The organism is Candidatus Zixiibacteriota bacterium (assembly GCA_034003725.1).
Lineage (GTDB): Bacteria > Zixibacteria > MSB-5A5 > GN15 > FEB-12 > WJMS01.
The window spans coordinates 15,326-38,882 of record JAVEYB010000008.1; the positions used below are offsets into that span (position 1 = coordinate 15,326).

Annotated in this window: 25 protein-coding genes and 1 tRNA gene; 23 read left to right on the plus strand and 3 right to left on the minus strand. The window is 59.6% G+C overall.

What is annotated here, in order from left to right:
* Window positions 1–6: 6 nt before the first annotated feature.
* Genes RBT76_10020 through RBT76_10030 form a run of 3 tightly spaced genes read left to right on the plus strand, consistent with a single transcriptional unit; the run spans window position 7 to window position 2,833 of the window.
* Window positions 7–801, plus strand: coding sequence for an enoyl-CoA hydratase-related protein (locus tag RBT76_10020; GenBank protein MDX9858118.1), 795 nt, complete (start codon window positions 7–9; stop codon window positions 799–801).
* 12 nt (window positions 802–813) lie between these two features.
* On the plus strand, window positions 814–2,343 hold the full coding sequence (locus tag RBT76_10025; protein ID MDX9858119.1) for an acetyl-CoA carboxylase biotin carboxylase subunit: 1,530 nt from the start codon (window positions 814–816) through the stop codon (window positions 2,341–2,343).
* On the plus strand, window positions 2,330–2,833 hold the full coding sequence (locus RBT76_10030) for a biotin/lipoyl-containing protein (protein ID MDX9858120.1): 504 nt from the start codon (window positions 2,330–2,332) through the stop codon (window positions 2,831–2,833). The genes RBT76_10025 and RBT76_10030 overlap by 14 nt, the downstream gene beginning before the upstream one ends.
* Window positions 2,834–2,877: 44 nt before the next feature.
* Here RBT76_10030 and RBT76_10035 read toward each other — a convergent pair whose 3' ends face one another.
* From RBT76_10035 to RBT76_10045, 3 genes are all read right to left on the minus strand, one after another.
* Entirely contained in the window at window positions 2,878–3,462 is a 585-nt protein-coding gene (locus RBT76_10035; GenBank protein ID MDX9858121.1) for a hypothetical protein, read from the minus strand.
* A gap of 193 nt (window positions 3,463–3,655) precedes the next feature.
* A complete protein-coding gene (locus RBT76_10040) occupies window positions 3,656–4,258 on the minus strand; it encodes an outer membrane beta-barrel protein (GenBank protein MDX9858122.1) in 603 nt (200 codons plus the stop codon).
* Between the two features lie 252 nt (window positions 4,259–4,510).
* The gene (locus RBT76_10045) at window positions 4,511–5,092 is read right to left on the minus strand and encodes an outer membrane beta-barrel protein (protein ID MDX9858123.1); all 582 of its coding nucleotides are present in this window, start codon (window positions 5,090–5,092) and stop codon (window positions 4,511–4,513) included.
* A gap of 279 nt (window positions 5,093–5,371) precedes the next feature.
* Between RBT76_10045 and RBT76_10050 the strand changes: the two genes are divergently transcribed.
* The 20 genes from RBT76_10050 to RBT76_10145 all read left to right on the plus strand — a co-directional run bounded on the left by RBT76_10050 (window position 5,372) and on the right by RBT76_10145 (window position 23,552).
* A complete protein-coding gene (locus RBT76_10050) occupies window positions 5,372–6,562 on the plus strand; it encodes an acetyl-CoA C-acetyltransferase (protein ID MDX9858124.1) in 1,191 nt (396 codons plus the stop codon).
* A gap of 21 nt (window positions 6,563–6,583) precedes the next feature.
* Window positions 6,584–7,447, plus strand: coding sequence for a 3-hydroxybutyryl-CoA dehydrogenase (locus tag RBT76_10055; GenBank protein ID MDX9858125.1), 864 nt, complete (start codon window positions 6,584–6,586; stop codon window positions 7,445–7,447).
* An 11-nt stretch (window positions 7,448–7,458) separates the two neighbouring features.
* Window positions 7,459–8,601 (plus strand): acyl-CoA dehydrogenase family protein, encoded by a 1,143-nt coding sequence (locus RBT76_10060; GenBank protein MDX9858126.1) that lies wholly within the window; start codon window positions 7,459–7,461, stop codon window positions 8,599–8,601.
* 3 nt (window positions 8,602–8,604) lie between these two features.
* Window positions 8,605–9,750, plus strand: coding sequence for an acyl-CoA dehydrogenase family protein (locus RBT76_10065; protein ID MDX9858127.1), 1,146 nt, complete (start codon window positions 8,605–8,607; stop codon window positions 9,748–9,750).
* A gap of 129 nt (window positions 9,751–9,879) precedes the next feature.
* On the plus strand, window positions 9,880–10,455 hold the full coding sequence (locus tag RBT76_10070; protein MDX9858128.1) for a biotin transporter BioY: 576 nt from the start codon (window positions 9,880–9,882) through the stop codon (window positions 10,453–10,455).
* A 125-nt stretch (window positions 10,456–10,580) separates the two neighbouring features.
* Window positions 10,581–11,528: a branched-chain amino acid transaminase gene (locus tag RBT76_10075; protein MDX9858129.1), complete on the plus strand. Its 948-nt coding sequence runs from the start codon at window positions 10,581–10,583 to the stop codon at window positions 11,526–11,528.
* Window positions 11,525–11,971, plus strand: a complete 447-nt coding sequence (gene rpiB / locus RBT76_10080; GenBank protein MDX9858130.1) for a ribose 5-phosphate isomerase B — start codon at window positions 11,525–11,527, stop codon at window positions 11,969–11,971. The genes RBT76_10075 and rpiB overlap by 4 nt, the downstream gene beginning before the upstream one ends.
* A 716-nt stretch (window positions 11,972–12,687) precedes the next feature.
* Window positions 12,688–13,950, plus strand: coding sequence for a serine hydroxymethyltransferase (gene glyA, locus RBT76_10085; GenBank protein MDX9858131.1), 1,263 nt, complete (start codon window positions 12,688–12,690; stop codon window positions 13,948–13,950).
* Window positions 13,947–14,255, plus strand: a complete 309-nt coding sequence (locus RBT76_10090) for an MTH1187 family thiamine-binding protein (protein MDX9858132.1) — start codon at window positions 13,947–13,949, stop codon at window positions 14,253–14,255. Before glyA ends, RBT76_10090 begins: the two co-directional genes overlap by 4 nt.
* Complete coding sequence (gene cutA / locus RBT76_10095) at window positions 14,255–14,572, plus strand: divalent-cation tolerance protein CutA (protein ID MDX9858133.1); 318 nt, start codon at window positions 14,255–14,257, stop codon at window positions 14,570–14,572. The genes RBT76_10090 and cutA overlap by 1 nt, the downstream gene beginning before the upstream one ends.
* A 35-nt stretch (window positions 14,573–14,607) precedes the next feature.
* Entirely contained in the window at window positions 14,608–15,057 is a 450-nt protein-coding gene (gene nrdR / locus RBT76_10100) for a transcriptional regulator NrdR (protein ID MDX9858134.1), read from the plus strand.
* Window positions 15,058–15,125: 68 nt separating this feature from the next.
* The gene (gene tatC / locus RBT76_10105) at window positions 15,126–15,872 is read left to right on the plus strand and encodes a twin-arginine translocase subunit TatC (GenBank protein MDX9858135.1); all 747 of its coding nucleotides are present in this window, start codon (window positions 15,126–15,128) and stop codon (window positions 15,870–15,872) included.
* 56 nt (window positions 15,873–15,928) lie between these two features.
* Window positions 15,929–16,000: transfer RNA gene (locus tag RBT76_10110), tRNA-Gly, on the plus strand.
* Window positions 16,001–16,031: 31 nt separating this feature from the next.
* A complete protein-coding gene (locus tag RBT76_10115) occupies window positions 16,032–17,315 on the plus strand; it encodes a DUF512 domain-containing protein (protein MDX9858136.1) in 1,284 nt (427 codons plus the stop codon).
* On the plus strand, window positions 17,312–18,631 hold the full coding sequence (gene der, locus RBT76_10120) for a ribosome biogenesis GTPase Der (GenBank protein ID MDX9858137.1): 1,320 nt from the start codon (window positions 17,312–17,314) through the stop codon (window positions 18,629–18,631). Before RBT76_10115 ends, der begins: the two co-directional genes overlap by 4 nt.
* A 516-nt stretch (window positions 18,632–19,147) precedes the next feature.
* A complete protein-coding gene (locus RBT76_10125; GenBank protein ID MDX9858138.1) occupies window positions 19,148–20,440 on the plus strand; it encodes a PP2C family protein-serine/threonine phosphatase in 1,293 nt (430 codons plus the stop codon).
* Between the two features lie 2 nt (window positions 20,441–20,442).
* Window positions 20,443–20,868 (plus strand): ATP-binding protein, encoded by a 426-nt coding sequence (locus tag RBT76_10130; protein ID MDX9858139.1) that lies wholly within the window; start codon window positions 20,443–20,445, stop codon window positions 20,866–20,868.
* A gap of 18 nt (window positions 20,869–20,886) precedes the next feature.
* On the plus strand, window positions 20,887–21,240 hold the full coding sequence (locus RBT76_10135; GenBank protein MDX9858140.1) for an STAS domain-containing protein: 354 nt from the start codon (window positions 20,887–20,889) through the stop codon (window positions 21,238–21,240).
* 33 nt (window positions 21,241–21,273) lie between these two features.
* A complete protein-coding gene (locus RBT76_10140; protein ID MDX9858141.1) occupies window positions 21,274–23,181 on the plus strand; it encodes a HEAT repeat domain-containing protein in 1,908 nt (635 codons plus the stop codon).
* A complete protein-coding gene (locus tag RBT76_10145; GenBank protein MDX9858142.1) occupies window positions 23,178–23,552 on the plus strand; it encodes a response regulator in 375 nt (124 codons plus the stop codon). Before RBT76_10140 ends, RBT76_10145 begins: the two co-directional genes overlap by 4 nt.
* The last annotated feature ends 5 nt before the right edge of the window (window positions 23,553–23,557 follow it).

Consider the following 23,557-nt stretch of genomic DNA (forward strand, 5'->3'; position numbering starts at 1 on the left):
AGGGTTATGGCGTATACGACGATTAGGTACGACAAGAGTCCGCATATCGCGCGGGTCAGTTTCTGCCGGCCCGAGATCCACAACGCGTTCAACGCGACGGTGATCAGCGAGATGTCGGATGTTTTCGAGAAGATCAACGCCGATGATTCCATCCGTGTGGTCCTGTTGACCGGCGAAGGCAAGTCTTTCTGCGCGGGAGCGGATCTCAACTGGATGAAGGCGGTGGTCGATCAATCGTACGAGCAGAATCTGGCCGAGTCCAGCGGGCTCGCGGATTTGTTCTACCAGATGTACACGTGTCCGCGACCGATAGTGGGGCAGATCAACGGCGCAGCAATCGGAGGCGGTACGGGTTTTGTCGCCGTATGCGACATCGCCATCGCCGCCAATTCCGCCAAATTTTCTTTTTCGGAAGTGAAGATCGGGGTGGTGCCCGCCTGTATCGGGCCGTACGTGATACGGAAGATCGGCGAAGGCAAGGCCCGCGAGCTTTTCATTACCGGTGAGCGGATGCGGGCCACGCGGGCGCTCGAAGTCGGGTTGGTGAACAAGGTGGTCGACGACGATCGTTTAGACGACGAGGTTGACAACCTGGTTGACTCGATCCTGTCGTCGGGGCCCAACGCGATAGCGATGGCCAAGCAGCTGGTCAGCACGGTGCCGATGATGACACCCGAGCAGTTCAAACCGTATACGGCCGAGATGATAGCACGGTTGAGAATCTCCGAAGAAGGGCAGGAGGGGATGAACGCGTTTCTGAACAAGCGGCGTCCCTCGTGGACCCTTTCCGAGAAGGAGTGACAACGGAAGGATATGAATACGCTGTTCAAGAAGATACTCGTCGCCAATCGATCCGAGATTGCCGTTCGCGTGATGAATGCCTGTCACACGCTGGCGATTCCATGCGTGGCGGTGTACTCCAAGGCGGACGTCGACAGCCGTCATCGCCGGGAGGCCGACGAATCGGTGTTTATCGGCGAGGCGCCGCCGCGAGAGTCGTATCTCGATATCGAGAAGATTATCAGTGCCGCCAAGGAAAGCGGGTGCGACGCGATCCATCCGGGGTACGGATTCTTGTCGGAGAATTCGCTTTTCCCGCGCAGGTGCGCGGAGGAGGGACTTGTTTTCATCGGGCCGCCGCCCGATGCCATGTTGCTGATGGGCAACAAGGTGGAGTCACGCATGCGCATGGCGGATGCGGGTGTGCCGCTGATCCCCGGCATGAAAGGCAGCGGCGCGGACACGGCCGCGTTTGAACGTGCCGCCGACGAGGCCGGATTCCCGGTGATCATCAAAGCGGCGGCGGGAGGCGGGGGGAAGGGCATGCGGGTCGTACACGAGCGCTCGCAGCTTGCCGATGCGGTTGAGGCTGCGAAGCGCGAGGCGGCCAATGCGTTCGGCGACGATACCGTGTACCTGGAGAAATACGTCAGTAATCCCCGCCATATCGAGTTTCAGGTGATTGCGGATATGCACGGTACCTGCGTGCATGTTTTCGAGCGCGAATGCTCGATCCAGCGTCGGCACCAGAAGATCATCGAGGAAACGCCGTCGGTTGCGCTGACCCCGGAGATTCGAGCGAAAATGGGCGCCGACGCCGTGAAAGTGGCGAAAGCCGCCGGTTATGTCAACGCGGGCACGGTGGAGTTTCTGTTCGACCAGTCCGGCAATTACTACTTCCTCGAAATGAACACCCGGATACAGGTGGAGCACCCGATCACGGAGATGGTAACCGGCACCGATCTCGTCGTGGAGCAGATTCGCATCGCGGCCGGGCTACCGCTTTCGGACGGCTTCCGAAGTCTCTCCCAGCGAGGGCATGCGATCGAGTGCCGTATCTACGCGGAGGACGGCGAGAACAACTTCATGCCGTCGACGGGGAAGATCGTGCATTATACCGAACCGATCGGTCCCGGGGTTCGTGTGGACTCCGGTGTGCAGCCGGGCAGCGAGATCACGATCAACTACGACCCGATCATGGCGAAGCTGATCGTCCACGCGCCGACCCGCGATCTGGCGATTCGCAAGATGATCGCGGCACTCAACAACTACAAGATCCTCGGCGTGAAGACGTCGAAACGATTCATGATCGACTGCCTGTCGCATCCGGAGTTCGCCGCCGGTCGGACGTACACGAACTTCATCGAGACGCACATGGCGGACCGTCCAGACCGTTCCGGAGAGATTCGCGCGATCGCGGTTGCGGCGGCGTCGGTGGCGGCGGCGAGTCGGACGGCACCTGCCGGGGTCGGAGGCGACGGCATCGCGCCGAGAGATACGGTCAGCCCGTGGCAGACGATCGGCAGCTGGCAGATTGGAGATCGCATCCATGAACAGGTATGAGATGCTGTATGACGGCGCCCCGGTGGAGACGACGGTGGATCGCGAGGGAGAGAACTTCGTCGTGACGGTCGAGAACCATACGTATCGCTTTCGTCCGCTGAGCCGTGATCTGTATGCCGTTGACGTCGACGGACGGCGGGTGGTGGTTGCGGCCGCGTTCGGCAAGGATGCGTGTTTTATCGATATCGAATCACACCTTCTGGAGATCCGGGAAGCGTCCGACGAAGGGTTCGCCGGTTCGGCCGGCGATCACGCGGCGGTGAAAGACAAGGTATTCGCGCCCATGCCCGGCAAGATCGTCAAGATCATGGCAAACGTCGGCGACGAAGTGAAAGAGAAGCAGCCCCTGGTGATCGTCGAGGCGATGAAGATGGAGAACCAGGTAAACTGCAGGGCTGCAGGGAGAGTGAAGGCGGTCAACTTCAAGGCCGGAGACCAGGTCGATACGGAGACGCCGATAATCGAATTGGAGATACCTGAAGGGGTGTAGGTAGAATCGACCCGAGCCCGGGATGAGCGTGGTCTTGCCGCGTGCTACAATCCGACGCCCAGCATGAACGGGATGTAGGTGTAGTTTTTGACGATTGAGCCAGAGACGTTCACCACGCGCGCTTCGATGAACACGTGAACGTTCGGTCTGGAGAAGACGACGATACCGGCTCCTGCGGTAAGATAGGGCCCGGTTTCGGTACGTTCGCCAACGGCTCGTACGACGATATCACCCGATGCCGACCGTCGCTCCAAATCGTAGGCGGAGCGAGAGACGTGGGTGAATCCGCCGCCCCCGATCAGGTAGAGATGGGGCGCGGACTGCGGCCGAAGGTTCAAGCGAAGGTGAGCGCCCGCGGATAGAAGCCGGACGTCCGGTTTCGTGGATGCCGTCGCGGCAAAGCCGCCAAGACTACCGACCAGCAGCACATCGAGCTCACGGGAAGACACCGGGGCGGGCGTCAGTCGCAGTCCCAGTTCGGCGCACGCACCGAAGTCAGCCGTTCCCAGCAATTCGCCCGAGGCGCTTCCGAAGCCGCCGGCAGCGCGGGCACCTACGATCGGGTGTCGTGAGTGAGCCGAGGCTGCTAGTATCAAAAGTGATATCAATACTGAGATCAGGATCCGCACATTGTCGCTCCTCTGCGCCGGTGGCTTTGTCAGCCTTTGATACGGCGACAGGGTGATACAGGAGTAATATAGAGCGACGGATGTGGATGTGCTAATGTAAAATCCGGAGAGGAATGAGCGGGATTTGTTGAGTGGAATAAAAACGGCCGGAACCTCGGGGTTCCGGCCGTTTCTGATGATCCGCTGAAAGAGATTAGAAGAACTTCAGCCCGAGTGAGAGCGGGATGAAGGTGGCCGCATCGCCTTCGGTGGCGACGCTGACATAGCGCACCTGAGCGAAGAAGCTCATGGCGGGGCCCATCTTGAAGTCGGCGCCGGCGCCAACGTTGAAGTAGGCCTTGGTCTGGTCTTCGAGCGAGCTGTTCACAGCGGTCGCGAGGACCAAATCGGTACCGGAGAACTCATCGGTCTTGATATTGGCGAATCCACCGCCGCCGAACAGGAACGGCTTAAACGGGGCCGCCGGGACTCCGAACGAGAACCGCGCATCGGCGCCAAACATCAAGATATTCTGGTTTCCGCCGTCGTCGAGGCCCGGGTACTCAGTGTTGTCCCAGTCGAAGGAAAACGTGTTGTACTCGATCTTTCCGACAAGCTGCATTTTGGGGACGAAGCTGTAGCCGACACCAGCGAAACCATGGTAGCCAGTTTTGTATGTTTCCTTGAATCCGTCCGGCGACTGCGGCATCGATACCGCCCCGCCGACGTAGAGGCTGAACGGGGACGACGGCACCTGCGCTGAAACAGCGGCCGCGACCACGAACACCAGGGAAACAGCCAGAAGGAATCTCTTCATCACAAACCTCCTCTAATGGGTGATGATTCCGGTTTCTCCGTAAATCGGTTATCCGGCCGAGAGACTTTAGACAGTCTGGCGGGGGGCGGAGGGCGAAAACGCTAATTCGTTGCGGTTCAGGGGATTAATAATCGACGTAAAGGTCGGCTGTACGCGCGGATGTGGAATGGGTGGCGTCAGTAAGCGGGGAGAGCGCTCTGCCGGCCCGAAGGGCTCGGCAGAGCACGGAACGCCTGCAAGTCCGGGGTACGATTAAAAAAACTTCAGGCCGAGAGTCACCGGCAGGAAACTGGTGGGTTCTCCTTCGGTGCTGATGTAGACGTAGCGTCCCATCAGGAAAGCCGACACTTTCGGCGCGAGCGAGAACTCAAGCCCGCCGCCAACGTCGAAGTAGACGCTGGTTTCGCGTTCCCATTCCGGAAACAGGAGGGAGTCTTCGAGAGTCGCCTCGGTTCGTTCCGTGAAGGCCGCGCCGAATCCGGCGAGGGCGAACGGTCGGAAGGAAGCGGTCGGAACGCCGAGGCCCGCCCGCACGGCCGCGCCGATCATGGAAATCTGCACGGTGCCGCCGTCGACGCCGGCGCCGAGGTCATTCGGGAAGGAGTTGTATTCTCCCTTTATCATACCCTCGAGCGCCGGCATAAACCGGTAGCCGAGTCCGCCGAGGAGGGAGAACCCCATTTTGTTTGCCTGAGAGAAGGCGGTATCGGGTTCGAGGGGGAAGCCGATTCCGCCGCCCGCGTAGAGCGAGAACGGGACCGGGTTCGGTGTCTGTGCGGTTGCGCCGGCGATCAGCGCGGCACATGCAATGAAAGTGCAGAAGAGTGTTTTCACGGTATTCCTCGCTGCTGCGGAAGTGAACTAACGCGTCAAGATAGGTCCATAACGACCATCAATCAAGCCTCTTCGTGTGACTCTCTGACGGCGATCGGGGTGAACGATTGCGGCGGTCAGAAGCGAACGGGACAGTGGCGTGAGGTCGAGGCGGTCGCAGTTCAATTCTGCTTGTTTGTCGTCGCATGTGAACGGTGTCACTTGCGCTTGGGGGCGGTTTTGCGTACAATGGCATAATCGAATTACGCAGCATGAGCATAGGACTTTGGAGGAATTTGTATGGCGCAGCGTGAAGACGCGTATATCGTATCAATCTGCCGTTCGGCGATTGGTGTGTTGCATGGGGGAATCGGAAGTCTCAGCGCGACCCAGTTGGGCGCCCTGGCGATCAAAGAAGCCGTGAAGCGTGCCGGAGTAGATTCGGCGAAGCTGGATGAAGTGATTATGGGGCAAGTGGTTCAGGGCGGCGCGGGGCAGGCCCCGGCGCGGCAGGCGGCGATTCACGGGGGGATTCCCGCGACCGTGCCTGCGCTGACGATCAATAAGGTATGCGGTTCGGGGCTGAAGGCGGTAATGCTGGCTGCGCAGTCCATTCGGGCCGGCGATCAGCACGCAGTCGTGGCGGGCGGGATGGAGTCGATGTCGCAGACGCCGTACGTGATTCGGGGCGCCAAAACCGGCACCAAGTTTGGCCATCAGAAGCTTGATGATATCATGGTTTCGGACGGTCTGTGGGACAGCTTCAACAACTTCCACATGGGCTCGGCAGCCGAGTATACCGCCCGGAAAGCCAAAATCACGCGTGAGATGCAGGACGAGTTTGCGTTCCACTCACACCGCAAGGCCAACGAGGCGTGGGCTGCGGGCAAGTTCGGGGCCGAAATCTTTCCGATCGAGATTCCCCAGCGCAAGGGAGCGCCGGTCATTTTCCAGAAAGACGAAAACCCGCGTCCGGAAATCTCCGTAGAGGGGCTGGCGAAGCTTCGCCCGGCGTTTGAGAAGGAGGGGACGGTTACCGCCGGTAATGCGCCGGGGCTGAACGACGGTTCCGCCGCGTCGGTGGTAGTGTCCGAGTCATTCCTGAAGGCCAACAACCTGAAGCCGATTGCGCGGGTGGTGGACTATGCGGTTGCGGGCACCGAGCCGATCGAGCTGTTTTTCTCCCCGATTTACGCCGTGCAGAACCTGATGAAGAAGATGAACGTGAAGATCGACCACTGGGATCTGATTGAGGCCAACGAGGCATTTTCGGCACAGGCGCTGGCCGACGGTAAGGGACTGGGATGGGACTGGGATCGGGTCAATGTTCATGGTGGCGCGGTTGGCCTGGGGCATCCGATTGGGGCTTCGGGCACGCGCATACTGGCGACCTTGATTTACGCGCTGAAAGATCGCGGCAAGAAAAACGGTCTTGCGACTCTGTGTCTGGGCGGCGGCAATGCGGTCGCGCTGGCAATTGAAATCGTCTAACTGGTCCGGGAGTGTCACAGTATGAAAGTGGATGATATCAAAAAAGCGGCCGTGATCGGCTGCGGTACCATGGGCAACGGCATCGCGCAGGTCTTTGCGACGACCGGCTACGGTGTCGTACTGATTGACGTGAAGCAGGAGTTTCTCGACAAGGCCGTATCTACGATCGGGGGCAGTCTCGATCGTTTCGTGAAGAAGGAAAAGATGACCGAGGACCAGAAGTCCGCGGCGATGTCCCGAATCAAGACATCGACCGATCTCGGTGCGGCCAAAGATTGCCAGATCGTGATCGAGGCCATCACCGAGAATCTCGACATCAAGCTCAAAGTCTGGAGGCAGCTCGAAGAGGCCTGTCCGCCGGAAACGATATTCGCGTCAAATACGTCGTCGCTTCCGATCACGCAGCTTGCCGCGTCCACGAAACGCCCGGACAAGTTTATCGGGATGCATTTCATGAATCCGGTTCCGATGATGAAACTGGTGGAGATGATTCGCGGCATAGCGACGTCGGACCAGACGACGGCGCTGGTCAGCGAGCTGGCGAAGAAACTGGACAAAGTTCCCGTCGAAGTACAGGACTATCCGGGGTTTATCGCGAACCGCATCCTGATGCCGATGATCAACGAGGCGATCTACGCGCACATGGAAGGCGTGGGGACGGTTGAAGCGATCGACGAGGTCATGAAGCTGGGGATGGGTCACCCGATGGGTCCGCTGTTCCTTGCTGATTTTATCGGACTGGACGTGTGTCTGGCCATTCTCGAGGTGATGCATGAGGGGCTGGGCGATCCGAAGTACCGTCCCTGCCCGCTGCTTCGCAAGATGGTCCAGGGCGGGTATCTCGGCCGGAAATCGGGCCGCGGCTTTTACGACTACAGCAAATGAGGAGATATCGGATGGACTTCAAGTTGTCCGAAGAGGACCTCGAACTCAAGAAGATGGCCCGCGATCTGGCCGAGAAGCGAATTTACCCGATCGCGCTGGAGATGGATGAAAATGAAGAGACTCCGGAGGCGCTTATCAAAGAGTGCGCGGAGTTGGGCTATTTCGGTTTCACCGTTCCGGAGGAGTACGGCGGTCTGGGCATGAGTGCGACGTCTTTCATGGGCGTGCTCGAAGAGATCTGCGCTGCATCGGCCGGTTTCGGGATAATGCTGTCGGTACACAATTCGCTTGCCTGCGAGATCATCAGGTTGTTCGGTTCCGAGGAACTCAAGCAGACGTATCTGCCGGTCATGGCGGCAGGGGAGAAGATCGGTTCGTATTGTGTCACGGAGCCAAACGCGGGGACCGATGTCGCGTCCTTGTCGACCAACGCCGTGCTCGACGGTGACCAGTGGGTCATAAACGGAACCAAGACTTACGTAACGAACGCCAAATACGCCGGGGTGTTCATCGTGTTTGCGAAGACCCATCCCGACGAGGGCCGTAACGGCATTTCGTGTTTTGTCGTCGATGCGGGCACGCCGGGCATGACGATCGGCAAGGCCGAAAGGAAGTGCGGCATCAAGGCGTCGGATACGCGTGAGGTAAGTTTCGCGGACGTTCGCATACCGAAAAGCAACATGCTCGGTCACGACCGCGACGGTTTCCGGATGGCGGTGACTATTCTCAACTCGGGGCGAATCGGGGTGTCGTTCCAGGCAATCGGTATCGCTCAGTCGGCGCTCAACGAGGCGTTACGGTACTCGAAGGAGCGTCGGCAGTTCAACCAGCCGATCAGCAATTTTCAGGCGATCCAGTTCAAGCTGGCCGACATGGCGACGCGAATCGACGCCGGCCGACTGCTGGCTTACCGGGCGGCGCGGCTGAAGGATGCGGGCGAACCCTGTCATCGGGAAGCATCGATGTCCAAGCTGTACTGCTCCGAGATGGCCAATTTCGTCTGCAACGAAGCGGTGCAGATTCATGGAGGCTACGGGTACATCAAGGAGTACCCGGTGGAGCGGTATTTCCGCGACGCCCGGGTGACGGAGTTGTACGAAGGGACCTCCGAGGCCCAGCGTATGGTAATTTCCAGAGACCTGCTGAGGGAGTAAGCCGTGCTGGAGAAAAAGCATCTCGAATTCCGGGAAAAGACACGCGCCTTCATGGAGCAGACGATAGCGCCGCTGGCCGCCCGACTCGATCTGGAGCAGCGGTTCCCCGACGAGCATATGGGGCCGCTTACGCGCGAAGGCTATCTGAGTATGCTTATTCCCGAGGAATACGGCGGCAAGCCGACCGATACGCTCTCGTACACGATTGCGGTCGAAGAGGCCTCGCGGGTTTGCGGATCTACCGGTATCATGTTAGCGGCGCACAATTCACTCGGTTGTTTTCCCATTCTCAAGTTCGGTACGGAAGACCAGCGTCGCCGGTATCTCCCGCGCGCCGCGCAGGGTGAATTGCTCGCGTTCGGGCTCTCGGAGCCGGATGCGGGCTCGGATGCCGGGGGAACGCGGACGATCGCGTACAAGAAGGACGATCACTGGCTGATGAACGGCAGCAAATGCTGGATCACATCGGCCACCAAGGCGTTCGCCACCATAGCATCGTCGCGCACGTCGGACGATCCGGAGGATCGCGAGATAACCTGCTTCATACTGGAGAAGGACTGGCCGGGGTATGCGGTGGGCAAGAAGGAGAACAAGCTGGGCCTGCGCGGGTCCGACACGGCGTTCCTTCATTTCGACGATCTAAAAGTTCCTCTCGAGAACCAGCTTGGGGAGATTGGCGAAGGGTTCAAGCAGATGCTGATCACGCTCGACGGCGGGCGAATCTCGATCGGCGCGATGGCGCTCGGCTTGGGACAGGGGGCGTATGAATGTGCGCTCAAGTACGCCGCGGAGCGCGTGCAGTTTGGAAAACCGATCGCATACAACCAGGGTATCCAGCATAAGCTGGCCGATATGGCGACGGAGTTGGAGGCGGCCCGTCTGCTGTGTTATGAGGCCAGCCGGATGAAGGACGCCGGCGTGCCGTTCGGGCATTACTCGGCCATGGCCAAGCTGTATGCCTCGGAAGTGGGGACACGTGTCGCCGCCAAAGCAGTCGGAATTCTCGGGGCGGTTGGTTACGACACGGGGAGATATCCTGCCGAGCGTATCTGGCGCGACGTCAAGCTCTGCGAAATTGGCGAAGGAACGTCGGAAATCCAGCGCCTGGTGATAGCCCGTCATTTGATCAAGTCGGTCCAGCATACCTAGCACGGGGCGAGAAAACGGCTTTGACGGAAGCGGCCCCGGCCGTTATATTGGATCAGATTGGTCGATTCTTGACGCGTGACCGGCATTGCCGGTCAATACACGGACAGATTCAGCACAAGGACAGGCGCCATGCAGATTTCCGTACCCGGTACCGCATATTCGCTCATTCAGCCCAAATCCCGGTGGATGGAAGTTCCTCTCCTGCTCGGGTTTAACCTCCTGCTGGTTGCGTGCGCGTACATCTCGATTTCCCTTCCGTTTTCGCCCGTGCCGATTACGGGACAGACGTTCGGAGTGCTTTTGATCGCGATGGCACTCGGCAGAGTGCGAGGTACGGTCGTGGTGCTGGCGTATCTGCTGGAAGGGGCCGCGGGACTGCCCGTGTTTGCGGGCGGCAGCGCCGGTATCGGCGTGATTGCAGGACCGACAGGCGGATACCTGCTTGGTTTCGTGACCGCAGCCTGGACGGTTGGCTATCTGGCCGACCATGCCTGGGACCGGACGGTCATTCGTTCGGTTTTTGCGATGTCAATCGGAACCGCGATCATTTTCATATGCGGGCTGGCCTGGCTTGCGCGCTTTGTGCCGGGCGACGCTCTGCTGACGGCCGGGCTGACGCCGTTTATTCCCGGAGCGCTGGTGAAAGTCGCACTCGCGTCGGTCCTGCTGCCGGCGGTCTGGCGGTTCGTCCGCACTGATCATTAGGGGCGGTCGGTTCTTCAGCGTGTACTCGAGGCGGGGCGGGTCGACGATTTCCGTTGTTCTGTCCGAGTCAGTCGCCTATTTTGTGCCGAAATGAGTCCGGTTGCGTACCAGTGCAGGAGTAATTCATGTCTATTCCGCAGACCGAATACATCTGGATGAACGGCGAATTCGTCAAGTGGGCCGACGCCAGAATTCATGTTCTTTCCCATGTCGTGCATTACGGATCATCGGTGTTCGAGGGCATGCGTGTATACAAAGGCCCCGACGGTCCGCGCGCGTTCCGGCTCGGCGAGCACACCGAGCGGTTGTTCAATTCCGCCAAGATCTATCGCATGAAGATCCCCTTTACACCCGACCAGATCGATCGGGCGATACTGGATCTGGTGGCGATGAACAGGCTCGAGGCGTGTTACGTGAGACCGGTGGTGTACCGCGGGTACGATACGCTGGGGGTGGATCCGGCGAAGTGCCCGATTGAGGTGGCGATTGCGGCCTGGCCGTGGGGGAAGTATCTCGGCGACGAGGCCCTGGAGAAAGGCGTTTCCGTTTGTTTCTCGTCGTGGAACCGGATGGCCCCGAACACTCTTCCGGCGATGGCAAAGACCGGCGCCAACTACATGAACAGCCAGTTGATCAAGATGGAAGCGCTGAATCACGGTTATGTCGAGGGGATCGCGCTCGATGTTTCCGGGCATGTTTCCGAAGGCTCCGGCGAGAACATCTTTCTCGTGCGCAAGGGCGCGCTGATCACGCCGACCTTTACGGCCTCGATCCTTCCGGGTATCACCCGGAGTTCGGTCATGCGGCTGGCCGAGGACATGGGGTTGAAGGTGATCGAACAAAACGTTCCCCGTGAAGCGGTGTATCTGGCCGATGAGGTGTTTTTCACCGGCTCCGCCGCGGAGATTACGCCGATCTCGTTCGTCGACAACATCCAGATCGGCGAAGGGAAGGCGGGGCCGATTACGCGGCGTCTCCAGGAGGCGTTTTTCGATATTATCGAGGGACGAGTCGACGACCGGTACGGGTGGCTGACTCCGATCCCCAAACCGAGTAAGGTAACGGCACGATGAGAGTTGCGGTCGGCGCCGACCACAAAGGGGTGGAGGTCAAGGAGAAGGTCAAACAGATCCTCGTGTCTCTGGGGCACGAGGTGACCGATTTTGGCACCGACGGCACGGAGTCGGTCGACTATCCCGATTTCGGACTCAAGGTCGCTCATGCAGTCGCGGATCACACGGTCGATCGCGGAATCAATATTTGCTGGACCGGCAACGGCATGAACATGGCCGCCAACAAAGTCAAAGGCGTGCGCTCCGGCCTGGTGATCGAACCGGAGATGGCGTACCTCACCCGGCGGCACAATGACGCCAACGTGATGAGTCTGGCCGCCAAGTATTCGCAACTCGACAAACTCGACGAGATAGTGCGCTTGTTCCTCGAGACGGAGTTCGAGGGCGGGCGGCACGTGGCCCGGCTCGACAAGATTAAAGCCGCCGAGCGGGAAGGCTGCTGAGACCGGCATCGACGAACACTTCAATTCTGTCATTCCCAGCCCGTACGCCACAGGCGCACCCAGCGGCTTTCGAGGGAATGACAAGCTCTGTGGGTCCTCCCTGATACCTCTCCGAAACCAGAACTTCGTCGTTCAAGTGTATCCGCGTGTATCTTAGTTGATTGCAGGTCAGACAAGCGCCGTCAGCACCGGTCGCTCGCAGTGCACCTGAAAACTCGTTCTGATCTGCAATCGCGACCGGAGCTGACCTACCAGGCAATTTGTCGGGCGGGCACGCCGCCTGACCTACCCGACCTGAGATCGCTCCACAGACCAAAACTTCGTCGTACAAGTGTATCCGCGTTCGGCTTAGAGCGAAATGGCTTTGTTTTGTCATTTTTGGGGTTCCCTTGTTATCTTCTCTCTCCCACGGGCCGTTTCTTAGGGTGGAATTGGATTGTGTCACAGAGCAATTCCGCATATCGCCTCCTTCAGTCTATAAAGGGGCCGGCTCCAGTATTTCCATCGATTTGACAGCGAAACTGCCGGGTATTTGTGCCGGAATGACCTTCGAGAAGTCACGCGGACTCCGTAAGGCGGGCGGGGCGTAATATCCATTTCGAAGACGTGTTCCTGTTGGGCCGCAATCGGGTTGAACGGGGGTTGTCCGTATCCGTTTGACCCGGCATCGGCTTTTGCATAGATTAGCTGCAACAATGGAGATTCGGAGGGAACGTATGTCGTACTTGCAGAAGGTAGATCCTGAGATATATGAGGCGATGGTCAAGGAGACCAACCGCCAGTCGTCCAAGCTCGAACTTATCGCATCGGAGAATTTCACCTCCGAGGCGGTGATGGAGGCCTGCGGCGGGGTGATGACGAACAAGTACGCCGAAGGTTATCCAAGCAAGCGGTACTACGGGGGTTGCGAGTTTGTGGACGTGGCCGAAGATTTGGCTCGAGAGCGGGCGAAGCAGCTTTTCGGCGCCGAGCACGCCAATGTCCAGCCGCACTCGGGTTCATCGGCCAACATGGCAGTCTATTTCACGGTCCTGAAACCGGGCGACACGGTGATGGGACTGGATTTGTCACACGGCGGCCATTTGACGCACGGTCACCCGATCAATTTCTCCGGCATCCTGTACAATTTTATCGGTTACCAGGTGGATCGCGAGACGGAGACGGTGGATTACGACAGCCTGCTGGAGCAAGCACGGCAGGTGAAACCGAAGATGATCGTGGCGGGGGCGTCGGCGTATCCGCGATTCTGGGACTTTGAACGTATCCGTGCCGCGTGTGACGAGGTCGGCGCGTATATGATGGTGGATATTGCGCATATCGCGGGGCTCGTGGCGGCGGGCCTGCACCCGTCGCCGGTTCCGATCGCCGATTTCGTGACCACCACCACGCATAAGACCCTTCGCGGTCCGCGCGGCGGCATGGTCATGTGCAAGGAGAAGTACGCCGCCGATCTCGACAGGACGGTGATGCCGGGGCTGCAGGGCGGGCCGCTGATGCATATTATCGCGGCCAAGGCGGTAGCGTTGAAGGAGGCGCTGACGCCGGAGTTCAAGCAGTATCAGAAGCGGGTTATCGACAACGCCCGCACGCTGGCTGAGGCGATGAAGTCACACGGTTACCGGCTGGTCGCCGGGGGGACCGACACGCATTTGTTCCTGCTGAACTTTATCGACGTTCCGAATGTCACCGGGAAGAAGGTGGAAAAGGCGCTCGACCTGGCCGGTATTACGGTCAATAAGAACACGGTGCCGTTCGATCCGGAGAAGCCGTTTGTCACCTCGGGTATCCGGGTGGGGACGCCGGCGGTGACCACGCGGGGGATGGGTGCGAACGAGATGCGCAAAATCGCCGAGTTTATGGACCGGGGCATCAAGGCCCGCAAGGACGAGCAGGCGCTCGGCGCCATAGCGGAGGAAGTGGCTGCGTTTTGTGACCGCTTCCCGCTCTATCCCGAGCGGCCGCACGAGGTGAGGGCATGATAGTCAGTCTCGCCATGTTCCCGACGTCGAAAGGGACCGACTCGGCCTCGACCGATGTCGCCAAGGTGATCGACTTGATCGACCGGTCGGGTCTGCCATACAGGCTGGGAGCGATGGCGACGGCGATAGAGGGGGAGTGGGACGAGATTATGCCGCTAATCAACCGGGCTCGCAAGATGCTCCGTCGAAAACACAGTCGCATCTACATCGTCATGACAATTGACGATCGTAAAGGGGCGCGCAACCGACTGACCGGCAAGGTGCGGTCGATCGAAACACGGCTCGGCCGGGAGGTAAACAAGTGATGGAGAACATTCGCGTCGTATTCATATCCATACCGCGCGACGAGGCCGGCCAGTTCGGCCGGCAACTCGTGGCGAACCGGCTCTGCGCGTGTGTGAATGTTGTCCCGAAGATAGAATCGTACTTCTGGTGGGACGGCGAGGTCGAGAAGGACGAGGAGTCATTGCTGCTCGTCAAGACTACCCAGGACCGATTCCCCGAACTAATGGCGTGGGTCAAAGAGAATCATCCGTACGACGTCCCCGAAGTCATCTCGGTGCCGCTGGCCGGCGGGTTGCCCGAGTATGTCGCGTGGGTCAAGGACGAGACGTCGAAGTAATCCTATCAGCGGAGTCGTAAACTCAGCGGGTTGCCATGCGCTGTCCCCACTGCGGACATGAAGAGAACCGGGTGGTTGACAGCCGTCCGTCGCAGGACGGCTGGGCGATCCGTCGTCGCCGCGAGTGTCTCGGCTGCAGGGAGCGGTATACCACCTACGAATATGTCGAGCGTTCCGGGATGACGGTGGTGAAGTTCGACAATCGCCGGGAGAAGTTCGACCGAACGAAGCTGATGCAGGGGATAAAACTGGCCTGCAACAAGCGGCCGGTCGACAGCCGGCAGATGGAGCAGGCGGTCGACGAGATCGAGGCGGAGATCAGCACGCGCGGCAAGCCCGAGATTTCGAGCCAGGAGATCGGGGAGATGGTCATGGCGAAGCTCAAGGTGCTCGACGAGATCGCCTACGTGCGTTTTGCCTCGGTCTACCGCAAGTTCAAGGACAAAGAAGAATTCCTCGAAGAGTTGAAGCGCCTGATGGACTGATGGTTCGCCGGATGTCGGTCGAGACATTCAGGTTGACAGGCCGCGCCGCACAAACGTTTCTTCCCCGTATGACCCCACGTGACCAACCCGATCCGGGCAGCGACAACCCGGCAGGCAACGCGATGCCGTTTCTGGATCATCTCGAAGAACTCCGTCGGCGAATCCTGAAATCGATACTTGCCGTGGTGATCCTTTCCGGGGTCGCGTTTTATTTTGCCGAAGATCTCATGCGCTTTCTGATCCGTCCGCTGGGGGAGGTGAAGCTGCATGTGACGGAAGTGTCCGGGTCGTTTTACGCGTATATCAAGGTAGCGCTCATATTCGGTATCGGCGGATCGCTGCCGGTGATCTTCTACCAGTTGTGGATGTTCATTTCGCCGGGGCTGTACCGGCGCGAGCGCGCCATGGTGCTGCCGTTGATCCTGCTGTCCGTTCTACTGTTTCTGATCGGAGCGGGTTTCTGTTACCTCGTTGTGCTGCCGTTTGCGCTGGAGTTTCTGATCGGTTTCGGGGGCGACATTCTCAGCCCGATCATCACGGTGAGCAGTTATCTCGGGTTTGCGGGGATGCTGCTCTTGTCGTTCGGATTCGGGTTCGAACTGCCGATCCTGGCCTACTTTATGGGCAAGATGGGCCTGATATCTTCGCGGGCGCTGGGGCGGTTTCGACGGTATGCTATTGTGGTCATTCTGATCGTAGCGGCGATATTGACACCGACGCCCGACGTCTTCACGCAATTGTTGCTGGCGGTTCCGCTGTATGTCCTCTACGAGATCTCGATCGTGGTGGTCCGGGTCTCGGGACGGCGTCATTAGAAGGCTGTTGACAAGGCCCGCACCCCGGAATAGATTATCTGATTATACGGTACGAAGCGGGCGTAATTCAGCGGTAGAATGCAAGCTTCCCAAGCTTGACGTCGTGGGTTCGACTCCCATCGCCCGCTTTTTTACATGCCGAAAAACGACGCAGAGAATATGAAAGTACTCAGTATAGACCCCGAATCCCCGTTGTTCGGCTATGTCCGTCCGGGTTACACCGTGCTGTCGGTGAACGGAAGTTCGATCCGCGACGAGATCGACTTTCGGTTCAAGACGACCGACGAGCGCGTTGATATTGTTTTTGCGGATCCCAGCGGGGCAGAGGTTCGGTTTCAGTTCGACGATTATTCGGCGTATGAACTGGGCATTACGCTGGACGACCGCAAGATCAAGCTGTGCAAGAACGACTGTATCTTTTGTTTCGTGCTGCAGCAGCCGCAGGGGATGCGGCGGTCGTTGTATCTCAAGGACGAGGACTATCGACTTTCCTTTACGCACGGCAATTTCATCACGCTGTCCAACACGACCGATGACGACATCAGGCGGATAATCGAGCAGCGGCTGTCTCCGATCTACGTGTCGGTTCACGCGACCGACGACAAGCTGCGCCGCTGTATGCTTCGCAACGAGAAGCTCGCGCCGATCATTCCCCGGCTGAAGGAACTGTCCGAGAACGGAATCACGATCCACACGCAGGTGGTGCTCTGTCCGGGGGTGAACGACGGCGGGCAGCTGGACAACACGATCGACCAACTCGCAGAGTTGTGTCCCGGTGTCGAGACTCTCGCGGTGGTGCCGGTCGGTTTGACCAGGTTCCGTGAGGGGCTGGCGAAGCTTCGGACGTACGGTGCGGAGGAGGCGGGGGAGATAATCGACTATATCGAGTCGCGGCAGCGGGAGTTCCATTCGGACCTCGGCACCCGTTTCGTATGGGCGGCGGACGAGTTTTACGTGATCGCGGAACGCGCATTTCCGGCGCGTGCGGACTACGAGGAGATGAGTCAGTTCGAGAACGGCATCGGCATGTGCCGCGAGTTCATCACCGGCTTCAACCGTCGGCGACACCGACTTCGCGACCTGCGCTCGACCCGGCGCGTCTTGTTTCTGACGGGGCGGTCGGCGTACGCGTTTCTTCGGCGCGACGTTTGGCCGTTTGTCGAGAAGGAGCTCGGGTTCGATGCGCGACTCGAAGCGGTTGACAACCACTTCTGGGGGGAGGGGGTGACGGTGTCCGGCCTTTTGACGGGGCAGGATCTGCTTCGGCATGCCCGGAGCCGGGAGTACGAGTACGACGCGGTTGTGTTGCCTCCCAACTGCCTCAATCACGACGATCTGTTCCTGGACAATCTTTCGCTCGAGCAGTTCGAACGGGCTATTCAGAAGCCCGTGCATGTCGGCCAGTACGATCTGGCGGCGACCCTCAGAGAAGCGTTCCAATGAGACTGTCCACGGTCGCAATTGTCGGCCGGCCCAATGTCGGCAAGTCATCGCTGTTCAACCGCTGTATCCGGCAGCGGCTGGCGGTGGTTGATTCACAGCCGGGGGTTACTCGCGACCGGAATTATGCGGTGTGCGACTGGGCGGGGAGGGAGTTTCGGCTGGTCGATACGGGGGGAATCGTGCCGGGGAGCGCCGATCTGATGGAGAAGCTGATCGCGGACCAGGTGGAGTTTGCGCTGAGCGAATGTGACCTGGTGCTGCTGGTTGTCGACACGCAAGTGGGGGTAGATCCGACGGAGCGGCAGATCGCATCGCGGCTTCACCAGACCGGCCGTCCGTGTCTTTTGATCGCCAACAAGTCCGACAACGATATCCTGCAGAACGACATTTACGATTTTCTGAGTCTCGGCCTGGGTGAGCCTTTGCCTGTTTCGGCCACGGTGGGGCGGGGGATCGGCGAGATGCTGGATGCGATCGTGGCGCGCCTGCCTGTGCCGGATGAGGACGAAAAATCAGAGGAGGGGGTGATTCGGGTGGCGCTGGTGGGCCGGCCGAACGTGGGCAAATCGTCGTTCATAAACAAGCTTATCGGGCAGGATCGGCTTATCGTGTCGCCGATCGCCGGGACGACGCGCGACGCGGTCGATACGCCGGTGGAGATAGAGGGGCGAGCGTACCGGTACGTGTTTATCGACACCGCGGGCCTTCGGAAGAAATACAAGGTCAAGGAGTCGCTGGAGTTTTTCACGACGCTTCGCACCACGCGGGCGATCGAGAACAGCGACGTCTCGATCGTACTGACCGACGCCGACGCCGGGATCGGGGTTCAGGACCAGCACATAATCGAGCAGATAATCGAGACGCGCCGGGCGGGGATACTGGCGGTGAACAAGTGGGACGTGATCGAGAAGGACGACATGACGGCGGTGCGGTTCGAGAAGACGATCCGCGAGCGGATTGCCAAGTACGACTTTCTGCCGATCATATTCATCTCAGCGCTGACGGGCCAGCGCGTGTTCAAAGTGCTCGACCTCGTGGACAAGGTTTACGAGCAGCACAATCGGACAATTTCGACCACTGAGTTGAACGATTTCCTTCAGGCGGCGTTTGCGCACCGCAAGCCGCCCGCAAAGCAGCGGCGGTTTATCCAGATGAAATACATAACGCAGACGGAGACGGCTCCGCCGACGTTCGTCATTTTCACCAATCATCCCGAGCTGGTCGACAAGTCTTATATCGCCTATCTGATCAATCAGCTTCGCCAGCGGTTCGGATTCGAGGGCGTGCCGATTCGGTTGAAGTTCCGCCAGAAGTAAGAGCCGGGCGGAGTACGACCGCGGGGCACGGTTGCGCCGGGCACCGGTCGGTCGATGTTCGGCTGGCGGGGAGCGGATGAGGCGTCGTGCAGAGGGCGCCTTGTTTTCGGGGCACGGATCACCTCCCTGGGCTCAGTTCCCAATCTAACCTGTTAGCTATGTCGCCGGTTTGTACCCGGATCAACCCACCCCGGAGGGGTGGGCGACTCGATCAGGAGGCACACTCTACGGCAACAGCTCTACAACCCACCCCGGAGGGGTGGGCGACTCGGTGGTGGGACGAGAGAGACGAAAGGTTGCGCGGTGTATGGGGACGTACGCCGCGCACGAGCGCGGGGGGTGGCGCGGCGCACGGGGACGTACGCCACGCACAAATAGGACAGGACTTGTCGCCACGCACAAAAGCGGGGGTGGCGCGGTTTGGGGCGGTGGTTGCCGGCGCTGTTTCACTTTGAAACAGGTGGTCGAGATCCCTGTTGGCTCAACCCCTTTGACGTTTACGCCGATAGCCTTCGTATGAAGACGACGGCCGACAGTCGCCATATAATAGAGCAGCTTGAAGATCGGCTGGCGGCGCAAAAGGCGCAGCTTCGCGATCTCGCCATGATGGGCACGGTCATCACATCGATCCACGAGACGGATGCGGTGCTGTCGGTGGTGATGGATATGGCACTGCGGCTGGTCGACGGCGAGGTGGGGCTTGTCATGACGGACGAGACGGGCTCGCTCAGGCAGAAGGTGGCGTGGGGGGTGGGGGAGCAGTTCCTGAAGACACTGATGTACCGTGACGAGCTTGATTTGCCGACGTGGGTATTCACGCGCCGCGAGGCGGTGGTGCTGTCGGATCTGGATCTCGTGTCTGAAGAGGGGATGCGGCTGGAGTCGCTGATAGCGCTGCCGATCAAGACGAGCGGCAAATGTCTGGGCGTCATGGCGATCGTCAACAAGTCGTTCGGCGGGAATTTCGATGAGAACGACCGCGAGGCGCTGGAGATGCTGCTGAATTTCGTGGCGGTTGCGCTCGACAATTCGCTGCTGATCAAAGAGCAGCTCAAGCAGCAGCGGCGCGAGCAGGAGATGGCGATAGCGCGGCAGGTACAGGAGACGATTCTTCCACACGGATCGTGGAAGATCCCGGGAATGGAGATAGGGGCGGTATATTTTCCGGCGCGGGAGGTCGGGGGGGACTTCTACGACATCATCCCGATCGACGATTCGCGGTTTATCGCGGTAATCGGCGACGTTTCCAACAAGGGAGTACCGGCAGCGCTGGTGATGTCGGCTTGTTCGGGAATCATAAATACCATTATCGACGGTCATCCCGACATCACCGTCTCGGCCCTGGCGGCGAAGCTGAATGACATTCTCGCAACCGTCGTGATCGGCGAGCGGGAGATGTTCGTCACGCTGTTTTTCTGCCGGTTTGATCTCGAAGCCCAGAGGCTGACCTACTGCAACGCGGGTCATCTTCCGGGGCTGTACTGGGATAATGCGGAGACAGCGATATGCGAGCTGTCCGAAGGGGGGCCGATAGTCGGTCAGTTTGAGGGGATATCGTTCAAGGAGGGGAGCCGGCCGTTAGGTTCGGGCGACCGGTTGTTTTTGTTCACCGACGGTTTGACCGAAGCCGAGGATTCTTCGGGCAACCTGTTTGGACGCGAGCGTGCCGAACAGGTGTTTTCGGCTGAGATCGGTCTGCCGCCTCACGAGTTCTGCCTTCGGGTAAAGGAGTGGGTCGACCGCTATCAGGAGGGGACCGGTGAGGAGACACACGACGATTTTACGATTCTTCAGTTGAAGGTGGAGTGACGATGGCGAGGTATGCGTTTACCTATGCCTCCGTGCCCGAATCGGAAGGCAGGATGATGGATGAGCTGACGTCGGCCGTGGAGGGCGAGGGGCTGTCGGCGGGTCTTCGGCAGGCGGTCCTGGTGGCGGTTTCCGAGGCGTTCACGAACGCGTTGACGCACGGCAACCGGTACGATCCGCTCAAGCGAATCTGGATCGAATTGTCAGTGAATGATTCGCAGGTCATAGCCGATATAAAGGATCAGGGTCGCGGAGGGCTGGCGGGCATCGACCGCCAGCAGCCTCCGGATCAGCTGTCGGAGAGTGGACGCGGGATGGGCCTGATTCGGCACTATTCGGACCGTGTCGAACTGATGGAAACATCCTCGGGGGGGCTCCACGTGCATATCGAGTTTGACCGGAAGAACGAGAAAGTGATATCGACATAAATCCGTCTGGAGGAAAGCATGGATATCTCGGCGCACGAACAGAACGGCATCGTCGTCCTGAATCTCAACGGCAGGCTGGATTTGGCCAGCGGCACGCAGTTGAAGCAGGAGATCAAGCGGTACCTGGACCGCAACGTGACATCGATTCACCTGACGCTCGCCAAGGTGGAGTTTATCAACAGCTCCGGGCTGGGATCGCTGGTGTCAATCATGAAGGAGATCAGGCTGTTGAAGGGTCGGTTCACGATGTCGGATCTTGCCAGCTATGTCCGGGAGATATTCGAGATTACGCAGTTGTCGCATATTTTCGAGATTTATGCGACGGAGGGAGAGGCGCTGGCCTCGTATCAGCCGTCGGTAACCCCCTCCTGATATGAGCGCACCCGCAACCGGAGGGGTACATCGATGAGTACAGTCATAGACCGGATCGGGGAGCTGCTGTCGCAATTGCAGTCGCCCGATTACTTCGAGCGCGAAGAAGCCGTCAAGGAGCTGGGGACCTATACCGAGGATGAGGCGGTCGCCGGGCTGGTGATCGCGATGGAAGACCCTGATCTCGGTATTCGCGAGCTGGCGGCGGATTTTCTGTCGCGGCTTAACGGCGCGACGGCCGTACAGCTTCTCATCAGGTTTTTAGGTCACGACGATATCGGCACCCGCAACCTCGCGTCGGAGATTCTCGTGAAGATCGGTGAGGACGCGGTGCTGCCGCTGATCGATCATCTCACGGCGGACGATCACGACGTTCGCAAGTTCATCTGCGATATCCTCGGTCTGATCGGCGACGAGCGGGCGGTGGAGGCGTTGTGTGAGCGGTTGTGGGACGACAACGGGAACGTGGTCTGTTCGGCAGCCGAGGCGCTGGGCGAGATCGGTTCGCCGCGGGCCGTCAGGCACCTGCTGGCGGTGTACGAGAAGATCGAGGACGTTCGCCTGCAGGCGGTCGAGGCGCTCGGCAAGATCGGCGATCAGTCGGCGCTGGAGTCGTTGTATACCTGCATGCGTTCATCCGATCCGATGATTACGTACGCGGCGGTGGAAGCGATCGGCGCGATCGGCGCGATGGATTCGGTTGAGCAGCTTATGCCCATGTTGAACAACGCCGACCGACTCATTGCGGAAGCGACGATGATGGCGATAATCCGGATCAGCGAACGGCACAACGGGCGGATGGAGGTCGATCTGCCGCTCAACGAGTTTCAGCAGTTCCTGTTCGACGGGATACGCAACCGCAACGAGGATGTCACGCGATTTACACTGGGTCGCCTGACGCACTGGTACGGCAGCGACGTTATCAAGGGTCTGCTTGACGTGGTAGACTACGTGGACGAAGAGACGCTGACGGAGGTGACGACGATTCTCGGACAGGTCGGGCCGAGTGCGGCGCGATTCATGACCGAGAAGCTGAAAACGGCCTCGACGGGCCTGAAGCTGAAGCTGCTGGACGTGATCAAGCAGTTCGCGGACGAAAATCTGGCGGTGGAATTGATGCCGCTGGCGAGCGATCCCGACCCGGAGGTACGACAGCGGGTGGCGCACGTGCTGGGGATATCCGGCCATACCGAGGCCGTGACGACACTTGCGCGGCTGACCAGTGATCCGATCGGTCATGTCCGTTCCGCGGCGTACTCCGCTCTCGGATGGTTATGCACGGAGTCGCAGGCGGACCTTTTGTTTGCGGGACTTGACGATCGGTATCCCGACGTACGCGATTCCGCGATGGGCGCGTTGATCGTGATCGGGGGCCGGTCGGTGGTGAAGCGTTTTACGCGTGATTTGAACCACGACGATCCGGAACGGCAGCGACTGGCGGTGACGGCGCTGGGCTGGATAGGCGAGGCGGACGTCGTGGAGCCGCTGTTGTCGGCGATCAACAATGCGGATCCGGCGATCCGGCGTTCGGCGCTCAATTCGCTGACGCGGATCGGCGACGTGGAGAATATCGGACCGATCGTGACGGCGTTGTCGGACGAGAATTCCGCCGTACGCAAGGCGGCGGTGACGGCGCTTCTGACGCTTCGCGGCGAGGAGGCGATCAACGACGTACGCCTGCTGCTCGAAGACGAGGACGTGTGGGTGAAGTATCACGTGATCAGCACGATCGGAGAGCTGGGGACGCGTCGGCTGGGCGAGTACGTGATGCCGTACCTGGACGACGACCAGGACATTATACGGATCGCCGCCGCCAAGGCGCTGGCGCAGCTGGGCAACCGGTCGGCGCTGCCGGCGCTGGAGCGTTTGCGGGACGAGCGGAATCCGGATCTCGCCGCCGCGGCGCAGATGGCGGTCGATCAGCTGGGAGGCCGTACATGAGCCGGCCGTCAATCATGGTCGTCGATGACGAGTTGCTGATTCGCGACCTGTTATACGACTTTTTCACTGGCCAGGGCTGGGAGATCACGGTGGCCGAGAGCGGCGCGAAAGCGCTGGAGATGCTCCGGCAGAAGCCGGCAGACCTGGTCCTGAGCGATATTAAGATGCCGCAGATGGACGGTCTGCAGCTGGCAGGTGAACTTCGGCGCGCCTATCCCGGTATGCCGGTCGTGTTGATGACCGGGTATCCGTCGGTGGACTCGGCGGTATCGGCGCTTCGCGCGCGGGTGGAGGATTATGTCATCAAGCCGTTCAATATCAATCAGCTGTTCAAGCTGATCGAAGCGACCGTCCACAAAGACGGCCGGTAGAGGCA